General features: G+C 59.7%; 14 protein-coding genes and 1 other annotated feature. Of the genes, 5 read left to right on the top strand and 9 right to left on the bottom strand.

Annotated features, from left to right (window positions below):
* Positions 1 to 24: 24 nt before the first annotated feature.
* Positions 25 to 1,143, top strand: a complete 1,119-nt coding sequence (locus tag K6G35_RS04650; protein ID WP_008649794.1) for a glycosyltransferase family 4 protein — start codon at positions 25 to 27, stop codon at positions 1,141 to 1,143.
* Entirely contained in the window at positions 1,070 to 1,567 is a 498-nt protein-coding gene (locus K6G35_RS04645) for a diacylglycerol kinase (RefSeq protein WP_495676142.1), read from the top strand. The genes K6G35_RS04650 and K6G35_RS04645 overlap by 74 nt, the downstream gene beginning before the upstream one ends.
* Positions 1,568 to 1,618: 51 nt before the next feature.
* Here the strand turns inward: K6G35_RS04645 and K6G35_RS04640 are convergent, their stop codons facing one another.
* The 9 genes from K6G35_RS04640 to K6G35_RS04600 form a co-directional block, all read right to left on the bottom strand.
* Positions 1,619 to 2,203 (bottom strand): LOG family protein, encoded by a 585-nt coding sequence (locus K6G35_RS04640; protein ID WP_495676141.1) that lies wholly within the window; start codon positions 2,201 to 2,203, stop codon positions 1,619 to 1,621.
* On the bottom strand, positions 2,200 to 2,910 hold the full coding sequence (locus tag K6G35_RS04635) for a TetR/AcrR family transcriptional regulator (protein WP_008649790.1): 711 nt from the start codon (positions 2,908 to 2,910) through the stop codon (positions 2,200 to 2,202). The genes K6G35_RS04640 and K6G35_RS04635 overlap by 4 nt, the downstream gene beginning before the upstream one ends.
* A gap of 101 nt (positions 2,911 to 3,011) precedes the next feature.
* The gene (locus K6G35_RS04630; protein WP_286879862.1) at positions 3,012 to 3,614 is read right to left on the bottom strand and encodes a DUF924 family protein; all 603 of its coding nucleotides are present in this window, start codon (positions 3,612 to 3,614) and stop codon (positions 3,012 to 3,014) included.
* Positions 3,615 to 3,720: 106 nt separating this feature from the next.
* On the bottom strand, positions 3,721 to 4,077 hold the full coding sequence (locus K6G35_RS04625; protein WP_152564854.1) for a TetR family transcriptional regulator: 357 nt from the start codon (positions 4,075 to 4,077) through the stop codon (positions 3,721 to 3,723).
* 50 nt (positions 4,078 to 4,127) lie between these two features.
* On the bottom strand, positions 4,128 to 6,116 hold the full coding sequence (locus K6G35_RS04620) for an integrase (protein WP_234706948.1): 1,989 nt from the start codon (positions 6,114 to 6,116) through the stop codon (positions 4,128 to 4,130).
* Between the two features lie 3 nt (positions 6,117 to 6,119).
* Complete coding sequence (locus K6G35_RS04615) at positions 6,120 to 7,928, bottom strand: site-specific integrase (protein WP_495676140.1); 1,809 nt, start codon at positions 7,926 to 7,928, stop codon at positions 6,120 to 6,122.
* An 8-nt stretch (positions 7,929 to 7,936) separates the two neighbouring features.
* Positions 7,937 to 9,058: a tyrosine-type recombinase/integrase gene (locus K6G35_RS04610; RefSeq protein WP_234706947.1), complete on the bottom strand. Its 1,122-nt coding sequence runs from the start codon at positions 9,056 to 9,058 to the stop codon at positions 7,937 to 7,939.
* A gap of 280 nt (positions 9,059 to 9,338) precedes the next feature.
* Entirely contained in the window at positions 9,339 to 9,608 is a 270-nt protein-coding gene (locus tag K6G35_RS04605; RefSeq protein WP_152564850.1) for a hypothetical protein, read from the bottom strand.
* A 1,316-nt stretch (positions 9,609 to 10,924) separates the two neighbouring features.
* Positions 10,925 to 12,150 (bottom strand): IS3 family transposase gene (locus K6G35_RS04600; RefSeq protein ID WP_152564849.1). Its coding sequence is split into 2 segments (ribosomal slippage): positions 10,925 to 11,862 and positions 11,862 to 12,150, totalling 1,227 coding nucleotides; the frame shifts between segments, so codons are not numbered across the junction.
* Positions 11,756 to 11,872 (bottom strand) — a sequence feature (AL1L pseudoknot). Its footprint overlaps the gene before it by 117 nt.
* A 437-nt stretch (positions 12,151 to 12,587) precedes the next feature.
* Here K6G35_RS04600 and K6G35_RS04595 point away from each other — a divergent pair.
* From K6G35_RS04595 to K6G35_RS04585, 3 genes are all read left to right on the top strand, one after another.
* Positions 12,588 to 12,875: an H-NS family nucleoid-associated regulatory protein gene (locus K6G35_RS04595; protein ID WP_080709674.1), complete on the top strand. Its 288-nt coding sequence runs from the start codon at positions 12,588 to 12,590 to the stop codon at positions 12,873 to 12,875.
* A gap of 426 nt (positions 12,876 to 13,301) precedes the next feature.
* Positions 13,302 to 14,099, top strand: a complete 798-nt coding sequence (locus K6G35_RS04590) for a Hachiman antiphage defense system protein HamA (protein WP_035881680.1) — start codon at positions 13,302 to 13,304, stop codon at positions 14,097 to 14,099.
* A 5-nt stretch (positions 14,100 to 14,104) separates the two neighbouring features.
* Positions 14,105 to 17,083, top strand: a complete 2,979-nt coding sequence (locus tag K6G35_RS04585) for a DEAD/DEAH box helicase (RefSeq protein ID WP_495676139.1) — start codon at positions 14,105 to 14,107, stop codon at positions 17,081 to 17,083.
* Positions 17,084 to 17,154 lie beyond the last annotated feature (71 nt).

Below are 17,154 nucleotides of genomic sequence, written 5' to 3'. Positions count from 1 at the left end.
AACGCACCTGAGCAAGGAGATTCGATGAGAGTCCTGATTGTCACCGACGCCTGGGAACCACAGGTCAACGGCGTGGTGCGCACGCTGAAATCCACCCGCCGCGAGCTCGAAGCCATGGGTCACACCGTGGACCTGATCACGCCGCTCGAATTCCAGACGATCCCCTGCCCGACCTATCCCGAGATCCGGCTGTCGTTGCTGCCCTCGGGCAAGGTGCGCCGGCGCATCGACGCGTTCCGTCCCGACGCGCTCCATATCGCCACCGAAGGGCCACTTGGTCTGGCCGCGCGCCGTTACGCGATGCGGCACGACCTGCCGTTCACCACGGCCTACCACACGCGCTTCCCGGAGTACGTGCAGGCGCGCTTCGGCATTCCGCTGGCGTGGACCTACCGTTTTCTGCGCTGGTTCCATGGCTCCGCGCGCGCGGTGATGGCGCCGACGCCCGTGGTGCTCAAGGATCTGCACGATTACGGCATCACGAACGGCGTGCTGTGGACGCGCGGCGTCGATCTCGATGTCTTCACCGCGCAACGGGCGAACGTCCTGAACACCGCGCATCCGATCTTCCTCTACGTGGGCCGCGTGGCGGTGGAAAAGAACGTCGAGGCATTCCTGCAACTCGACCTGCCGGGTTCAAAGTGGGTGGTGGGCGATGGCCCCGCGCTGGCCGGCCTTAAGGCGCGCTATCCGTCGGCGAACTACCTCGGCGTGCTCAAGCAGCCCGAGTTGGCAAAGGTGTATGCTTCAGCAGATGTCTTCGTGTTTCCGAGCCGCACCGATACGTTCGGACTGGTCCTGCTCGAAGCATTGGCAAGCGGGCTGCCGGTGGCGGCCTACCCTGTCACCGGGCCGATCGACGTGCTCGGCAACAGCCCGGCCGGCGTGATGCACGAAGACCTGAGAGAGGCCTGCCTGGAAGCCCTGCGCATCGACCGCGCAACGGCACGCGGCCACGCGGAGAAGTTCTCGTGGCGCGCCGCATCCGAGCAGTTCCTCACCCATTTGCGTCCGCTGCCAGCAGGCACGGGCGGAACCGACAATTCAGCGCCCCCAGTCGCCCCAGATCATGGCCAAGCCTCATCACACGCTACCGCCCGATCCGTCGCTGCACCGGCCGACGGCCGCTCACATGGCGGCTGAAGTCGAGTCCGAATATTCAATCGCCAGCAATCCACACAAGGGAAATCGGGGGCTGACGCGCGCCTGGCACGCGGCAATCAACTCGGCGTCGGGGTTGCGCTACGCGATTCTGGAAGAAAGCGCGTTCCGTCAGGAACTGACGCTGGTAGTGATCCTCACGCCGTGCGCGTTCGTCATTCCGGCAACGGTCGTCGAACGCGTGATGCTGCTGGGCACGCTGCTGCTGGTGCTGATCGTGGAACTGCTCAACTCGAGCGTGGAAGCCGCGATCGACCGGATCTCGCTGGAACGGCACAGCCTGTCCAAGCGCGCCAAGGACTTCGGCAGCGCGGCGGTGATGCTGGCGTTGATCCTGTGTGGCGGCACGTGGGCCGCCATCGCGGGACCGCACGTGGTGCGGTGGGTGGGGATGCTGTTCAACTGATCAGCCAGATCGGCCAACCGGCCAGTCGGCCAGCATCCCGGGAGCGGAGGGTCAGGCCTTCTCGCGGCCTTCCTGCCACTTGTCGACATGCACGCGCGGCGCCGCCGCCAGGCGGGCGAGCATATCCTCCGGCTCGGTGGACACGTGCAGCATGTCCGCATGAACCTGCTTCAGGAAGCCCTCGCTGACCGCGTGATTCAGGAACCCGAGCATACCGTTGTAGAACCCCGCCACGTTGAGCAGGCCAACAGGCTTGTCGTGGTAGCCAAGCTGCGCCCACGTGAACGTTTCAAACAGCTCTTCGAACGTGCCCACGCCGCCGGGCATGGCGATGAACGCATCGGCGCGGTCCGCCATCATCTGCTTGCGCTCGTGCATGTTGCGCACGATGTGAAGCTCGGTCAGGCCTCGATGACCAACCTCCTTCTGCATCAGCGCATCTGGAATGATGCCGATGGCAGCACCGCCGTGCGCCATGACGCTATCGGCCACGATGCCCATCAGGCCCACATTGCCCCCGCCATAGACCAGGGCCAGACCCCGCTCCGCCATGGCTTGCCCAAGCGCTCGCGCTGCTTCGGCATACTCGGGTCGAAAACCTGGGCTCGACCCGCAATAAACACAAACCGACTTCACTTTCTGTCCTTTTCAAGCTTTGCGGCATCCGCCGCGGCCTTCTGCGCCGCGTACTCGCGCGCGAGCTGGTCGAATGCCTCACGCGCCTTGCCACGCAGGTACGGCGCGAGAATCGAGAAGATGTGATAGCTCGACCCATGCAGATAGCCGCGAATCTGTTCGGGGTCGTTGTACTGGCGCGGGTGCTGCACGAACTGGAACGACAGCCAGTACGTGGCGATCACGACGATGTTGGTGCAGATCGCGTCCACCTGTTCCGGCGTGGCGTCCATGTCGCCATCCTCCTGGAACTGGCGGCAGATCTCGAGCGCGAAGCGCTTCTTCTGATCGACGATGCGCTTGAAGTTGGTCTCCAGCATCCGGTTGCGCGCCAGCAGGTCGTTGATGTCGCGATACAGGAAACGGTAGTTCCACAGAAACTCGGACATGTACTGCAGATAGCCCCAGCTCTCCCCCAATGTGGCCTTGTGGTCTTCCGGCATTTTCAGGCGACGCTCCATCTCCTGCTCGAAGCGCACGAAGATGGAATTGATGATGTCGTCCTTGTTGCGGAAGTGGTAATAGAGATTGCCAGGACTGATTTCCATGGCTTCCGCAATCGTCGTCGTGGTGACGTTGGGCTCGCCGAGTTCATTGAACAGGCGCAGCGAGACGTCGAGAATGCGATCCCGGGTACGACGGGGACCGGCTTGCGGTTTGGCTTCCATGGGCGTTGGAACGACTTTGTATCGGCAGAGTTGCGATTATAAGCATAGCGTCCGAGGCTTCCCCCGGGCGTGCGGCGAGAACCGCACCTGCGCGTCGATGCTCAGAATGACGAGCCTGGCTGTTTCAGATACGCGGCTTCCGCATCCGAATTCACCCGGCCCAGCACGGCGTTGCGGTGCGGGAAGCGGCTGAAGCGCGCGATGACGTCGCGATGCTTCTCGGCCCACTCCACCACATCGACTTCCCCGCCGCTGTCGTCGCGCAGGGCCATCATCTCCCGCACCGCGATGTTCTGCGCATCCAGCGATTCCGCATGCTCGAACGGCAAGTAGCAGAACATGCGGTGCCACCGCGTGCGCAACTGGCGATCCCAACCAAGGTCCAGCATCCGGCGTGCCGCCGCGAGTGCCTTGCCATCGGTGGCGAAGCTGCGTGGATCGCCGCGAAACATATTGCGTGGGAACTGGTCGAGTAGCACGATCCGGGCGCAAGCGCCCTCCGGCGTCACGGACCAGTCGTCCTCGGCGCCGTCATGCGCGGCCTGCCAGCACGACAGGAAGCGCCCGCGGACCGTGGTATCGAAGTTCACGCACTTGGTGAACCATTCGCGCCGCGAAATGTTCCATTCCGGCGCACCCGGCAAGCCAAACCAGAAATCGAGCACGGTCTGCGCGGCCGCCGGCATCCGGTTATCGCTGGACATTGCGCATCCAGCAACTCTGACTACTACTAACTATTAGTTCGTCGCAAATAATTGACTTCATTTATTTTTTTCCTTACTAACACATTTCTACGCATCCACACGCGTACTAACTGCCGGGCAACACTGTTAGTTTGCCATCCAGTTGCGCCCGGAGTTGTACGTTCTCGCCGCGCAAAGTTTCGTTAAGCGATGCCAGCTTCGCAATGTCAGCCTTAGCTTCTTCTAGTTCCACGCGCAACTCGGCATTACGACGCTTAAAGCTTTTCAGTTCGGCAGCTTTGGCATCCCGCTGCTGGCGGGTGCCTCGACCCATTTCCAGACGGATCTTTTCAGCGAGATCGGGATAGACGTTGTGGATGGTGGGCGGCGTCACACCGGCCTCAAGAGCGACTGCAGAAATGCTCATCCTTACCCCCTTTTCCCGGACCCGCATTCTGGCGAGTTCAAGGCTTGCCAGCGTCATCTCGCGATCACGTGGCCTAGGTTCCCGCGGTGGGGTGGTGTCAGCGGATTTCATGACGGGATGCTCTCGCCTTTGTAAGCTTCAGCTAGTTCGGCAGACGGCAGAGCAATGCCGAGATCGCTTAAAACCTGCTCTGAGCGCCGTATCGCCCGATGGGCCTTCTGTGCGACCGCCGGACCGCAATCAATAGCTGCCAGCCGTAGGTTATCGAGGTGAATCATCTGCCAAGTGGTACCGTGGCTGCCGTCGATGACGCTGTGAGAACAACCAGCACAGCGGCCGGGGTCATATACGCCCTGCCCCTTGCAGCCACGGGTGCCACTCAAGCACCAGCCATGGCCCGTGCTCCGCAGGTTGATTACCTCGGCGGTGTGTTGCAACAGGTTCTCCATATTACGAACCGGCGTCACGCGAGTCAGCATCAGTTGCCGTCCGGCGCCCCCGCTAAGCGGAGCATCAGGGCGCATCCAGCCTTCCATCAGTTTGGCGCGAACCGCAATCAATTCACTCTGTAGTTCCCCATACAACGTTTGATCCTGACGAGGATTGGCCGCATAAAGCTGAGTCCACGATAGGGAACTGTGCTTGAGTTGCCATTTGAGAAAAACCAGCCCCATTCTCCCGAGACGAGAGTTCGCGACGTTGTAGGCAAAGGTACGCCGACACTGGTGATTGGCCAAACTCGGCCATTCCATACCAGCACCCGCTGCCTCGGCCAGCGCTTTGAGCTGGACACAGCAGGCGTTCTCGCTCAGTGCATTAACGCGAGAGCCGGTCCCCAGATGATCCGAATACCTGCTATCCAGACCTAAGAAAAGGTGGTCCCGAATCTCATTCACATCATTGAGACGCTGAACTGCCTCCACGAAGGTCATGCCCTCTGGTACGTCTCCCCGGTGCAGTAGGGCTTCCAGCCATCGCGCTTCGTCCGCCAGGCGTTGCTGGTACGGCTCAGCAAAACGCTGCAATAAAATAAGCGCTTGGATCGCCTCAGGAGGAACAAGATAGTCCACCAGGCCTTTTCGAGTCTTGATTTCCTGAGTTTGCACCCAATTGAACGTAATGCCATTGCGGCGCTCGCTTCGCCAACAATTATTCCTGATACCCGTCGCCTCGCTGTTTCGCATCCCTGAGGTGATCTCTATCAGGTACAACACGGAATCACGTATCTTAGTCAGGGCATACGCGTAAGGGGAAAGCTCTCCTGCGTCTCGCTTTCGAAACAGCGCATCAGCCGATTCGAGTCTGGCCTCGCAGTAACTGAATAATTTTCGCTGCGCGGAACGCGGAATAACTGCAGTCTTTGCAGTCCGACCGGCTTTGTCTATCGCTCTGTCGTCATTGCATCCACAGGCGTTATTGAGACCATCATCACCCCATGGATGCTCTATTAGCGGATGAAAAACCTCTTGCGGTGCGCGCCAGATCACGTCTATGAGCACCAATCGACTTCGGATGGAGTGTGGCTTTATTTTTTTCTGCATCTCCGCAATCAAATCCGATAGATGCAGTGCTCGAACTTGACCGAAGTTGAGAATGCCGAGGGACGCAAAGTGGCGCAGCACCATGAACACATCCCTCGCAGTATTTATCACCGTAGTCGCTGACCATGGTTTCCCGTGGGGTCCTCGACGCAATGCGTAATAAGATGCGGCTTTTGCATCATTGATTAGCGCGTCAGGCACATCGGCAGGCCAGTCGATTTTGAGTTCACAGGACGCTTTGTTTTTTGCCTTCGGCTCGGAAGACAAGTCCCAAGTGCTGTCGCCTATGCGACAGACCGGATACTCGTTGTTAAGATCATCCGCTACCGCAGCTACCACGACCACATCCCGCTCTGCCTGCGACAGGCCCGCGAGGCTGTTGGGTTGCCGGGACAAGAGGTCAAACGCCCGCGGACGTCCCCTGATAGGCAGCTTAGCAACAACAGCGGAGGAACGACTACGCCCTTTCCCCTCGGATGCCTCAATAGGGTCGCCGGTCGCTGCCGTGGTGCGTGGAAGCCTGTTTGCGCTCTTGCTCTCTTTCTTGCGGGCCATCAACTAGCTCTCCATCGAGTGACTGGTGGCATCACTGTCGACTATCGATACGCGTCCCCGTTTACTCATAGTCATTTGGTGAGCCCAAAACGGATGCAATGTCTTTGTGTTGCGGCGCGCCTCACTGACGATGCTGGCGGGAAATTGTCTTTCCGTGAAGTTGTCGATGTACGGAATCGCCAGTCGATAGCGGTCACGAAGGTCTTCCAGATCCTCATCATCGGTTCGCTCTGGGCCCAATGTCGCATCCAGGTACTCCAACTCCGCACGTGCGAATTCCTGGAAACTGAACAGCCGCCAAAGCTCGTCGACCGTTCCAACAATGGCGAAGCTCGCGCAAAACAGGCACATTACAAAGCGATCGCAGTGATTGTGCCCATCGTGAGGCGCGTACTGTCCGTTTAAGGTGTCCCGACACCCCGCTATCGGCGTGCGTTTCTGTGCGACGTCCACAGGCTTGATTTCAATAACGCGTGGGGGGCCGCCTTCAGGAGCCTCCGACACTTGACCGCCTGCGCGCATTAGGTTCACGTAGTCTTCGTTCATGAACTCGGCCGCTTCGCGCTGTCGCGCCTCGTTCATGCTCGGATAGTTGCGACCTGCCACCCCTCGGGTGTTGCCCATCAGGTTTGCTGTCCTCTCCAAGTCACCGTCAGTGACACGCAGCGCTCGATCAAAAAAAGACTTGCGCGTGCGACTGAGATTGATGCGCAACCTCCCTCCATTGTCTGCACGCAAATCGTGCCGTACGGCTAATGCGCTAATGGCCTGACATATAGCCGAACGCGTCAACGCGGAGACAGTTCCAACTTCACCATGTTTTTGCGAAGCATACAGCCACACCCGGTTTCGAAGATGCGCGGGGGCTTTCTCCAACAACGCCTCGCTGCTGCTGATCGCTTGCTGCACGACAGCTCCCTCCGCCAACCCGAAGACGATTTCCTCTTCGTCTCCGTCGCCACTTTCCCGAGAAGAGACGGCTCGGCCTGGCTTCGACAACACCCTCTTGTTGCGCGACTTCCTTGTGCGCATACGCATCGTTCCGGGCAATAGACCAGCCAACATATCGCTCCGTTCCAATTCAAGGAGAGGCGCAGCATTGTGTCCCTGTCGATGCGCGACGAGCAACAGCCTTAGCGTCTGGACGTCCTTTGGATTAAGGTTCAGACGCCCGTTATGGATAGCAACAAGATCGGTCTTGATCGCGTTTGCCAAACGCACTTGTTCGGCCTCACTCAGGCTGGTATTCAGGCTGCTGCCGTTGCTCACCGGTAAAGCCCTTCTTCTAAAAAATCGCGTCCATTCTCCTGCGATGTATCCTTGCCTAAACATTGCGCGTATCACGGCCTTAACGCTTTTGTACACGTTCCGCTCCGTTTCTGACTGATGACCAGTTTTCTGCCCGCGCAAGATCAACCAACTGACAAATGCCTCGATGTGCATTGGAGATAGAGCCGCCGGCGTAGAAATTCGCGGAGCTTTTCCTTCCCCGATAAGAAAAGTAAAGAAGACGCTCATAGATCGCGAGTAATTAACGACAGTACTAGGTTCTCGCGAACCGGAGAGCAAGAACACTCGCAAACAGGCCAATGTCGCCCGTACCCAGGCATCAATTCCGCGACCTAGCCAAGCATCAAGGATGATGTTTTTCTCGCCACCAGTGAACCGTGCCTCTTCCCCTAAGAGCTCTACCATATCAATGCGCGCGCTCCCGCCATTTTCGGCGAAAGCCGTAGGAGCCATCTCACTCGCACCGGCATGGAGCTGTTCGCGCCTGACCGCGCTAACTTCATAGTTTTTCTTTTTCCCCACAGAAGCCCTTAAAGCGATGAAGTACTATGGTTGGCCCCATACTCACGGAGGTGCGGCGTTACATCGTACAGATTGTCAAACTCCTCCATCATGGCTAGCGCCTGTGCACCTAGCAGCCTTTCAATCTGTCGTAGGTACACCATTGTCATCTGCACGTTTTCGTGGCCTAGACGATCGCGCACATACATGAGCGGCTCCAGCTCGATCTGCGGGTTCGCCCTGAGCAGCAGCAGAGTATGAATAGCGTAACTGTGACGTAGCATCAGTGGGCTAATTCGAAACCCCACTCTTTTCCCTAAGTCAGACATCACTTTCCATGCCGAGCCTTTGCTATATGCATTCCCGTATTCCGTCAGCAGAAGTGCATCTTGCGGGCGCCCCGCGACAACGTGTCGATTGCGTTCATGCTGCGCGTACACATGCATCTCCTCCATCAGGCTATACGGCACGTGTATGGTTCTTGGCTTTTTGAGCTTGATCTCCATATCGCGCGGGCTAAGCGCGACCTCGATGAGCGTGCCTCGCTTGAGATCGGACCGAGCAGACGGGTCGAAGACATAGGCCCTTGGAAAAGTGCGTGCCTCGCATGACCGCAGGCCAGAGCGCACCATGAGGTCGAAAAGCAATCGGTGCGCCGTGGACCGAATCGCTGACCGAGCGATACGCACCTGCTCGGCTGTGAGGAAAACCGGTTCCTTCTCCCATTCATCAAGCAACACGTCGGGGCTGAGCAGCGTCCGACTACCGCCCGTGAGATGGGTGAAATCGCTCTCAATGCCGTGGACGATGACCTTGGAGTAGCTGACGGGCATTTTCTCCGTCATTCCACGCAGCACGGCCCATTCGTACATGCCGACGACGCGCTCCAAACGACCATTGATGGTTGATGGTTCCAGCTTCAAGTCGCCGGCCTGCCAGTCCCGGTACACGGACACAACACTCTTACCTTCGGATTCAAAAGGCCTGTCCCAAGCTAAATCATTGGCATGAAGGTAGTTCGCGAAATCCCACAGCTCCCGTCCGTAGGTTTCCCAAGTCGTGATGTCTAACTTCTTGCCTTTTTCCAGCAGAAGCCATCGCAGGTAGGCGTGGAAGGGCTGCGCCGGCGTCATGTCGTCGTTCAGAATCAAGGGAAATCCTGGACGCGGACGGGCAGCAAAAATGTAGTCGTCTGTGGAAAAGACGAGCCTCACTTTTCAGCATCCAAAGCCACAGTCGTCTTGAACGCGCCCGGTCCCTGCCGAGGGCTCACGGTCGGACCAACAAACCTGCGTCCGACGCCTGGCAGAACTCATCTCGGTGCTCACTGTGTCGGCAATGGCTGCCTGCAGCCACTCAATGTGAAAACACTGCAAATCAACCCCACTTGAAGAGATTGGTGAAGGACCGCGGATGCATAACATTGAATCCTCAACGACGCCGAATGCGGGGAAGCGTCGGAAGTTGCTGAGAGATGCCTGCCACATGGCCGTATGCGCTGACGTGTTCCAAGCGGAATTTGCGCCAGCCATTTGGGCTCGAGTAAAGAACCAAGGCCTCTTCGTCTGCGCCTGAAGACAAATCGCGCAAGCCCAGCCCCTTTGATTTCAGCCAGGAAACAAACTCGACGAGCTGTCGAGTGAGGCAGCAGATCGAAGACGAGGATGTTTGTGCGGTGCGGCATCGGTAGTCGGCGAACATCGTCACCATGCTCCATCGGCCGAGATCAAACTCTAAGGGGAAGAGACATGCAAAGTGCTTCGTCATCATCGTCGCCCGCAATTAGCTTCATCCGATTCAATGCGACGCTCCCGCCTGTCGCTTGAACAAAAGTAGATCAATTTCCCGCAACTTCAACAGATTTGTTCACGAATCTTGGTGAAGATAAGTGCCCTTCAAACCATTAAAATCGCGCAGAATACCTATAAAATACGATTGTTTATAATTTTATCCTTTAAAATCAAAGAAATAGAATTCATACGATCATCAACAAAACTTCCAGCGAAAATTTCTGCGAAATTTTCGTTCAAATTTTCTGAACATAAGAGTTGACACCAACGAATCGCCCTTCGTGTGTGACGCTTTGCCGGTCAACCTAGGCATAGAGCCATCTTGCTTTTGTCGCCAAGGCCAACGCTGACGAATTCATTTTATGCCGTATGATGCACATCTAGAAGCCGAGGCGCGGCCGCCCGGCGCCCCGGTGTGGGGGCCCCATTGGCACGGAGTACTGCGTTGCGTATGGGGCTGCCCTGTCCCCGCGCCGCCCATACCCGGCGAAAACGCCCTCCGGGCGCTCCGGCTGCAGCACGTGGCGACAGCACAGCAAGGGCCAAGTGAGCACGCCGATGACTCGCTGGACCTGCCCCTCAATCGCCACGCGGAATACGGTCAGGCACCACCACCATTCGCACTGTTTCTGGTCGACCTACCGGGCCGAACAACTTGGCAGCGACGATCGCCTCTGACCCGCGAGGGTCGCCAGACCCACGGCGCAAACGCCAGCCTCCTCGCGACACGCCCCGCGTCTTCACCGCGACCATAACCCCCAAGCGGGGGATTGGCACCGCTTGACCAATCGGGATAATGCCGCATTGGTAACTTGGTCCCCAGACCGCCCATGACAGGCACGCAGGCGTGACGGTGCTGCTTGCTGTCGGCGAATGCTCACCCCACCTGCCTTGGGTGGGTCAGAATTCGGCGCAAATCAACATGCCGGGCTCATCAGTACGTACCGATACTACGCTGATGACGGATTTGGAAGAGCCTACGGTGCGCAGATTGCCGCAAGCGGGACCGGAGATTTACAGACCCCAACATAGATCTGATAGAAACGGCTGAAGCGAGTCCAACACGCATGGCGCAACGCTACCTGTGCGCCGGGTGCGAAGCTTTAGTTCAACTTCGCACTTTGATCGGACCTCCGTCGTCAACGATCAATGGGTGTCCGCTAGTAAACCGAATGGCCCGGTGGGTCGTGAACCGCCCCGGTTTCCGTGGAGGCCCCTTCGCTTGAGTCAGGCCACCATGGCCTGCTGCTCAAGCTGCTGATAGTAGTTGGCCTCGTACTCCGCCGGCGGCACATATCCCAACGGCGCCATCAGACGGTGATTGTTGAACCAGGACACCCATTCGAGCGTGGCGAGTTCCACGGATTCCTTGGTTCGCCAGGGTACGCGACGGTGGATCAACTCCGCCTTGTATAGTCCGTTGATTGTCTCGGCGAGAGCATTGTCGTAGGAGTCGCCCTTGCTGCCCACCGAGGGTTCGATGCCAGCCTCCGCCAAGCGCTCAGTGTAGCGAATGCTGACGTATTGCGAGCCGCGGTCCGAATGACAAACGAGCGCGTCGTCACGCCCAGGCTGCCGAGCGTACAGAGCCCGCTCCAAGGCATCGAGCACGAAATCCGTTCGCATCGAACTGCTCACCCGCCATCCTACGATGCGTCGGGCAAACACGTCGATCACGAAAGCTACGTACAACCAGCCCTGCCATGTCGAGACGTACGTAAAATCCGACACCCAGAGCTGATTCGGCCGCTGCGCGTTGAACTGCCTGTTGACCAGGTCCAGCGGGCACGGTGCTTTGGCATCGCTGACCGTGGTGCGAACCACTTTGCCGCGCACTACGCCGCGCAAGCCGTGGCGCCGCATTAAACGCTCCACGGTACAACGGGCCACGGGGACGTCCTCGCGCTGGAGTTGACGCCAAACCTTGTCGGCGCCGTAGACCTGCATATTGGCTCGCCAAACACGTTCGATGTGGGGCACCAGCGCGGCATCGCGCCTTGCCCGCGCACTCAGCAATGCTGGAGTTCGCTTGCTGGCCGCGTAGCGGCGATAGCCCGACGGGGCGACCTGCAGCACCCTGCAGATCGGCTCGACCCCGAGGGTGCCTCGGTGCTGGTCGATGAAGTCCCTCAAGACTTGAATCGGCGGTCGAGCTCCGCCTGGGCGAAAAACGCGCTGGCCAGCTTGAGAATTTCGTTGGCCTTGCGCAGTTCACGGACCTCGCGCTCCAGATCCTTGATGCGCTGGGCCTCTGCTGTGGTTGTGCCTGCACGCTGACCGGTGTCCCTCTCATGCTGGCGAACCCACGTAAGCAGAGTCTGCGCGGTACAGCCGATCTTTGCGGCAATCGACACCACGGTAGCCCACTGCGATTCGTGCTCGCCGCGATGTTCGAACACCATGCGCACGGCGCGCTCCCGGACTTCCGGGGAAAATTTGACTGACTTCCTCATGGACTCCATTCTCTCAAAGAGTGGAGCCTCCTCGAAACCCGGGGCGGTTCAGACTGCTAAGCCGGGAACTACGGCAGTGATAAGGTTGTGAAGCCAAGCTAGGATTGGGTTTCCGACTTGTTCCCAACGTCTCTGAGAGCGGATTCCCAACCCCTAATCCGCGCCCCCCAATGCCGTCAGCACGCAGCCACGCGACAGTGCACGCAGCTCCTCCTCGCCACGCCCGAAACTCGCACCCGCAGTTACGTGTCCAACGCCAAGCACTATGGCAGCAACCGTTTTCGCAGTGTCTGTCGGGGATGCGCGGGTAATTCCCGAGGGTTAGGTGTAGACCAGGGCCGTATCGCCACCGTTAAAATCGCAGGTGCAACTGGCGTCGTCTTGCCCTGCCAGACGGTGGCCGACCCTTGCTGTCTCCATCTAGCTCTTCCGCGTGCATGCCTCCTACCCCTCCCCAGGATTTCGACACCCAACTGTTGCGCGAGCGTGCAGCGACGATCCTATGGATCAAGACGCAAATGGCCAGATATGGCCTGCATCTGGCCGACCTGCAAAACGCAGGCTGTTTTACTAAAGGAGCGTCCCTCGCCAATGCCCTTGCCCGTCGGATTTGCTTCCGGGACGCTTATGGCCACGCGTGGGACGGGCACGGTGATCTGCCGGACTGGCTGCGCCGCGCCGTGAACGCGGGTCAGTCGATCGAGCATTTTCGTGTAAAGCCATAAGTTGCAGATCGCGCGGCTGTAGGTGCCGGAGGTATGCTGTCTAGCCTGAGAGCCACATCGCTCGCTGCCAATAGCGACGTGCGTCGGCTGTGCCCGATTGGCAGTTGTCGGCAGCCACAAGCGGTCACTCCAGAACTTCTACGAATGACCGCCGCTTTCTCAGCAGCGGACGCCATTCTCCGCGCGCGGCCCGCCTTGACGCTGTCCCTCGCCTCGCCTACCGTCCAGCGATGCCAGCGCGGGAGCGTTCGCCATGCCACCGCGCATGTCAATATCCTTGCAGCAGCGGACGACGCCGACCTGCGCTATTCTCTTCGAGCGCTTCGAATTTCACGTCGACAACAGCGAGGCCATCGTCATTTCCTGTCGCCGGCCAGCACGATGACGGGGACCCACACGTGCCGCGTTTAACCCTAAAGCTCTGCCATGGATGAACTGGGATTTGACTTCAACACTTCCATCGGGTGGTTCCCTCACCAGCAGGAACAGCCTTACGTCCTGGTCAGATTGACCGCAGAGCAAGCCCAGCAACTGGCCGCCGATCTGGCCATTGCCGTTCGACGCTGCTACATCACCGACGCGCTCCTGACCCTGCGATCCAACGAGCTGGGCATTCCACAAGGCGATATCCTGGCCTCTAAGCTGCCGGATCCCGGCGCCACCATGGCCGGCGACTTTGGAGAGCTACTCTGCTACGTCTATCAGTCAACCAAGGAGCTGCCGGGAACGGCCATCGGCGCCAAGAAATGGCGGCTCAAGCAGGATCGGACCAAGCCGGCCCCGCGATCGGACGTGATCCATTTTCTTATGCCGAACCGCCCGCACTCTGGGGCCGAGGACGGCATCCTGTGCGCCGAAGTCAAGCTCAAGTCCACGGCGGGAAAGTCTACACCCATTGCTTCGGCCATCGCGGATTGCGCGAAAGACCGCACCAGCCGCCTTGCCGAGACCCTGGTGTGGCTGCGTGAACGCGCCATGGTGGAAAGCCTCGGCGATGTAGACATTCCGTTGCTCGACCGCTTCATCCACCTCGTTGATCACCCACCCGTGGCCAAACGGTATCGCGCCGTGGCGGTCGTGTGCGAGAGCTTGCTCGACCAGGAACTGCTTGCGGCGCCAGTCGCTGCCAGTGCCGATTTCACCCTGCTGGTGATTGCCGTGCCGAATCTGAAACAGACCTACGAAGCGGTGTTCGCCGCAACGCGTGCAGCCGTCCCGGTTTAAAAGCAATGCGAGCCAACCTTCAGAACTGGATCAACGACGCTGACAGCGTCCGACACCTTCGTTTTTTTTCGATAGCTCAGACACCGATCCACCTCGCGCGTATCACCAATCGCCCGGAGGACTACTACATTTCGCTGGTTGGCGAGCTGTTCCGCAGCATGGAAACTCCTGACACTTCCCGCGACGACTGGGCGCAACTCGGCAACGCGTTCCTGCAGTTCTCCGTCGAGACATCCGACGAGCAATTGAGGCAGCATGGCATCGCCCGGGAGGAGGCGACCCTCTACGCCGCCGCATCGTTCTACTTTGGTGACTATCCCGCATCGGCATGCCTGGCAATGCGGCGGGGTGGCCGCCCGCCGGAGAATCAGAGCCTGCAGGCCGCCTGCTTTGACTTCCTGGCGCGCCCGCCAGTCCTGGAGTCCGCATTTGCCCTCGCCGTGCGCGAATCGCTCCGTATCGGCGACATGCAACGGCTCGCACGCATGACCGAGGCGACCCGGCTTGCCGAGCGAAGGGCTCTGCAGGAGGGGCCGGGCCCGTGGATCGCCGCCAAGCTTCTGCACCGGCTTCTCAACAGCTTTAACCGTTCGCATGTCCGCGCCGTCCTGCCGGACGGCCACCTCGAATTCTGGCACCCTCTGGTCGCCTCTCTGCTTGACCGGCAACCGTCGACCTGGGAGTTTTTTCCATCGCAGATCGACGCCATCCGCGGGGGCCTGCTTGCGTCCATGGATAGCTACTCGCTGCAGATGCCGACTGGCGCTGGCAAGACCACCCTCTGCGAAACCCTGCTCTACTGGCATCTGAAGCGTGCTCCGCAGGACGTCGCGATCCTGCTGGTCCCTTACCGGTCCCTGGCATCGGAATTGCGCGGTACCCTGGTGCGACGATTGAATGCCGTCGGCATCGCGGCGCGCTGCGCTTACGGGGGCACGGTGCCATCGGGCGAGGAAATCCACGCGCTCGCAGACGTGCAGGCCGTCGTTGCCACGCCCGAAGCGCTCTCCGGGCTGCTGGGCGCCGACCCCGATTTTGCAGGCCGTATCGGCCTGGTCATTTGCGACGAAGGCCATCTTCTGGATGGTGGCGAGCGTGGCATTGGGCTGGAGTTGCTACTGGCCCGCCTGAAGGCCCGTCAGGCACGGCAGACGCGATTCGTCTTCATGTCGGCGATCGTGCCCAACATCGAGCAGATCAATGGCTGGCTAGGCGGTACAAACCAGACAGTCGTGCGTAGTAGTTACCGCCCCGCCAGCGCGGAGTTTGCCGTACTCCGACCTGCCGGCGACGGTGTCAGGATGGAGATAAGCCTCGAAATGCATCCGCACGAAGCGCAGGAACGGCGCTTCTCTATCGACGGCTTTCTTGCCCGACGCGACTTCTCGTATCCCAATCCCGAAACCGGGCGCTTGAAGACTCACCCATTTACACCGATCAAGACGCAGGCGATCGCCACGGCGCGCAAAGTGCTGCCCATGGGGGCAACCGCGATCTTCGCCGCCAACAAGCGCGGAGCGCAAGGTGCCATCGGCATTGCCGAAACGCTTGTCGAGCAGTTGCAGATTCCCTTACCCTTGCCCAGGCCCATTGACTTCGCACGCCTCGATACGGTGCAGAAGTCCGTCGCCTATCTCGAACTGGAATATGGCATCGACTGGGTCGGTACGGCGGCGCTCCGGAATGGCGTCGCGCTTCATCATGGCGACATCCCCCAGGAGACGCGTGAGGTGCTGGAAGGCCTGGTTCGCGCTCTGGACGTCAAGCTGGTGATCTGCACCAGCACGCTGGCAGAAGGGGTCAACCTGCCGATCCGTACGCTTGTGCTCTACTCCGTCCAGCGGCGCGGCACAACGGGGCAGGAGGCCATGCTGGCCCGCGACATCAAGAATCTGGTGGGCCGTGCCGGCAGGGCGGGTGCAAATACCAAGGGTCTTGTGATCTGCGCCAACCCGGACCAGTGGCAGTTCGTCGAACCCGTGGCCCGGCAGGGTGCCGGAGAGGCTGTCGAGGGTTCGTTGCGCAAACTCGTCGAAGCCATTACCCGCTTTCTGACCCGCGGCAACCTGCCGCTCACCAACGAGTTCCTCGAGGCCAATCCGCCCATCTACCCCCTGATTGACGGGGTCGATGCCACGCTGATCGAATTGCTCTCCGATGAAATCGGTGAAGCCCAATTCGTCGCGATGGCACAGGATCTGGCAGCACAGACGTTCGCCGCACAGCAACTATCCGCGGCCTCCACGGCGCATCTGCGCACCGTCTTCGCCCTGCGGGCCGGTTGGCTCTTCGCCCTGCGCGGGGAAGGAAAGATCGGCTGGGCACGCACCACCGGCGCCAGGGCCCGCTGGATCGATTCCGTCGAATTGGGCTTGCTGCCGCGCCGGCCCGACTGGAGTGTCGCGGCCGATCCCCTGTCTGATGAGGTGCGACTCCCGCTGTTCGAATGGGCATGGACGCTGCCCGAGCTTCGCCAGGCGGTGAAGCGATCCTTTCGCCTCGATGAAAACGAGGACGTCAACACGGTGAAGGAACGGTTCTTCGAGATTGCGACACTGTGGATGCGCGGATCGCAATATCGCGAGATTGCCGATCGTGTCGGCATGCCGATGGACGACTTGCTTGGCGTTTGCACGCAAGGCATCAGTTTTTCGCTGCAGACGATCGTCGAGCAAGGCGTTAGTCTGTTGGAAAAGAAACTGGAGAGGGACGGTAATGTTCTGGCCGAAGGCGTCCAAACCTTTCCCGAACATTTGCGCTTTGGCGTGCCCAATGCCGCCGCTCGCCTCCTCGCCGCCAGCGGACTGCGGCACCGCCGTGCGTGCATCCAACTGGGCGTTGCGCTGCAGGCGCAGCCCGTCGTCAACCACACGCAAGTCAAAACCGATGCGCTGGCTTCGCTCCGGGCACACGCGGACGCATGGCGTGCACACTTGGGTGAACTCGTCTACCAGAACACGCTGTCGGACCTGTCCTCGCCGTGAGCCACGGCAAGTAGACTTCTATCGTGGTGGAATAGCCGGCCGGTTACTTACACGACGGCCCCCCCGTGGAG

It is taken from the genome of Cupriavidus sp. HY129 (genome assembly GCF_059492215.1).
The sequence above is the reverse complement of the archived record's forward strand: the minus strand, read 5'-3'. Positions and strand labels throughout refer to the sequence as shown.

Excerpts from the sequence above, each read along its gene's own strand:
- K6G35_RS04650 (WP_008649794.1), top strand. The coding sequence starts at position 25 with ATGAGAGTCCTGATTGTCACCGACGCCTGGGAACCACAGGTCAACGGC.
- K6G35_RS04645 (WP_495676142.1), top strand. The coding sequence starts at position 1,070 with ATGGCCAAGCCTCATCACACGCTACCGCCCGATCCGTCGCTGCACCGG.
- K6G35_RS04635 (WP_008649790.1), bottom strand. The coding sequence starts at position 2,910 with ATGGAAGCCAAACCGCAAGCCGGTCCCCGTCGTACCCGGGATCGCATT.
- K6G35_RS04630 (WP_286879862.1), bottom strand. The coding sequence starts at position 3,614 with ATGTCCAGCGATAACCGGATGCCGGCGGCCGCGCAGACCGTGCTCGAT.
- K6G35_RS04625 (WP_152564854.1), bottom strand. The coding sequence starts at position 4,077 with ATGACGCTGGCAAGCCTTGAACTCGCCAGAATGCGGGTCCGGGAAAAG.
- K6G35_RS04620 (WP_234706948.1), bottom strand. The coding sequence starts at position 6,116 with ATGGCCCGCAAGAAAGAGAGCAAGAGCGCAAACAGGCTTCCACGCACC.
- K6G35_RS04605 (WP_152564850.1), bottom strand. The coding sequence starts at position 9,608 with ATGTTCGCCGACTACCGATGCCGCACCGCACAAACATCCTCGTCTTCG.
- K6G35_RS04595 (WP_080709674.1), top strand. The coding sequence starts at position 12,588 with ATGCCTCCTACCCCTCCCCAGGATTTCGACACCCAACTGTTGCGCGAG.
- K6G35_RS04590 (WP_035881680.1), top strand. The coding sequence starts at position 13,302 with ATGGATGAACTGGGATTTGACTTCAACACTTCCATCGGGTGGTTCCCT.
- K6G35_RS04585 (WP_495676139.1), top strand. The coding sequence starts at position 14,105 with ATGCGAGCCAACCTTCAGAACTGGATCAACGACGCTGACAGCGTCCGA.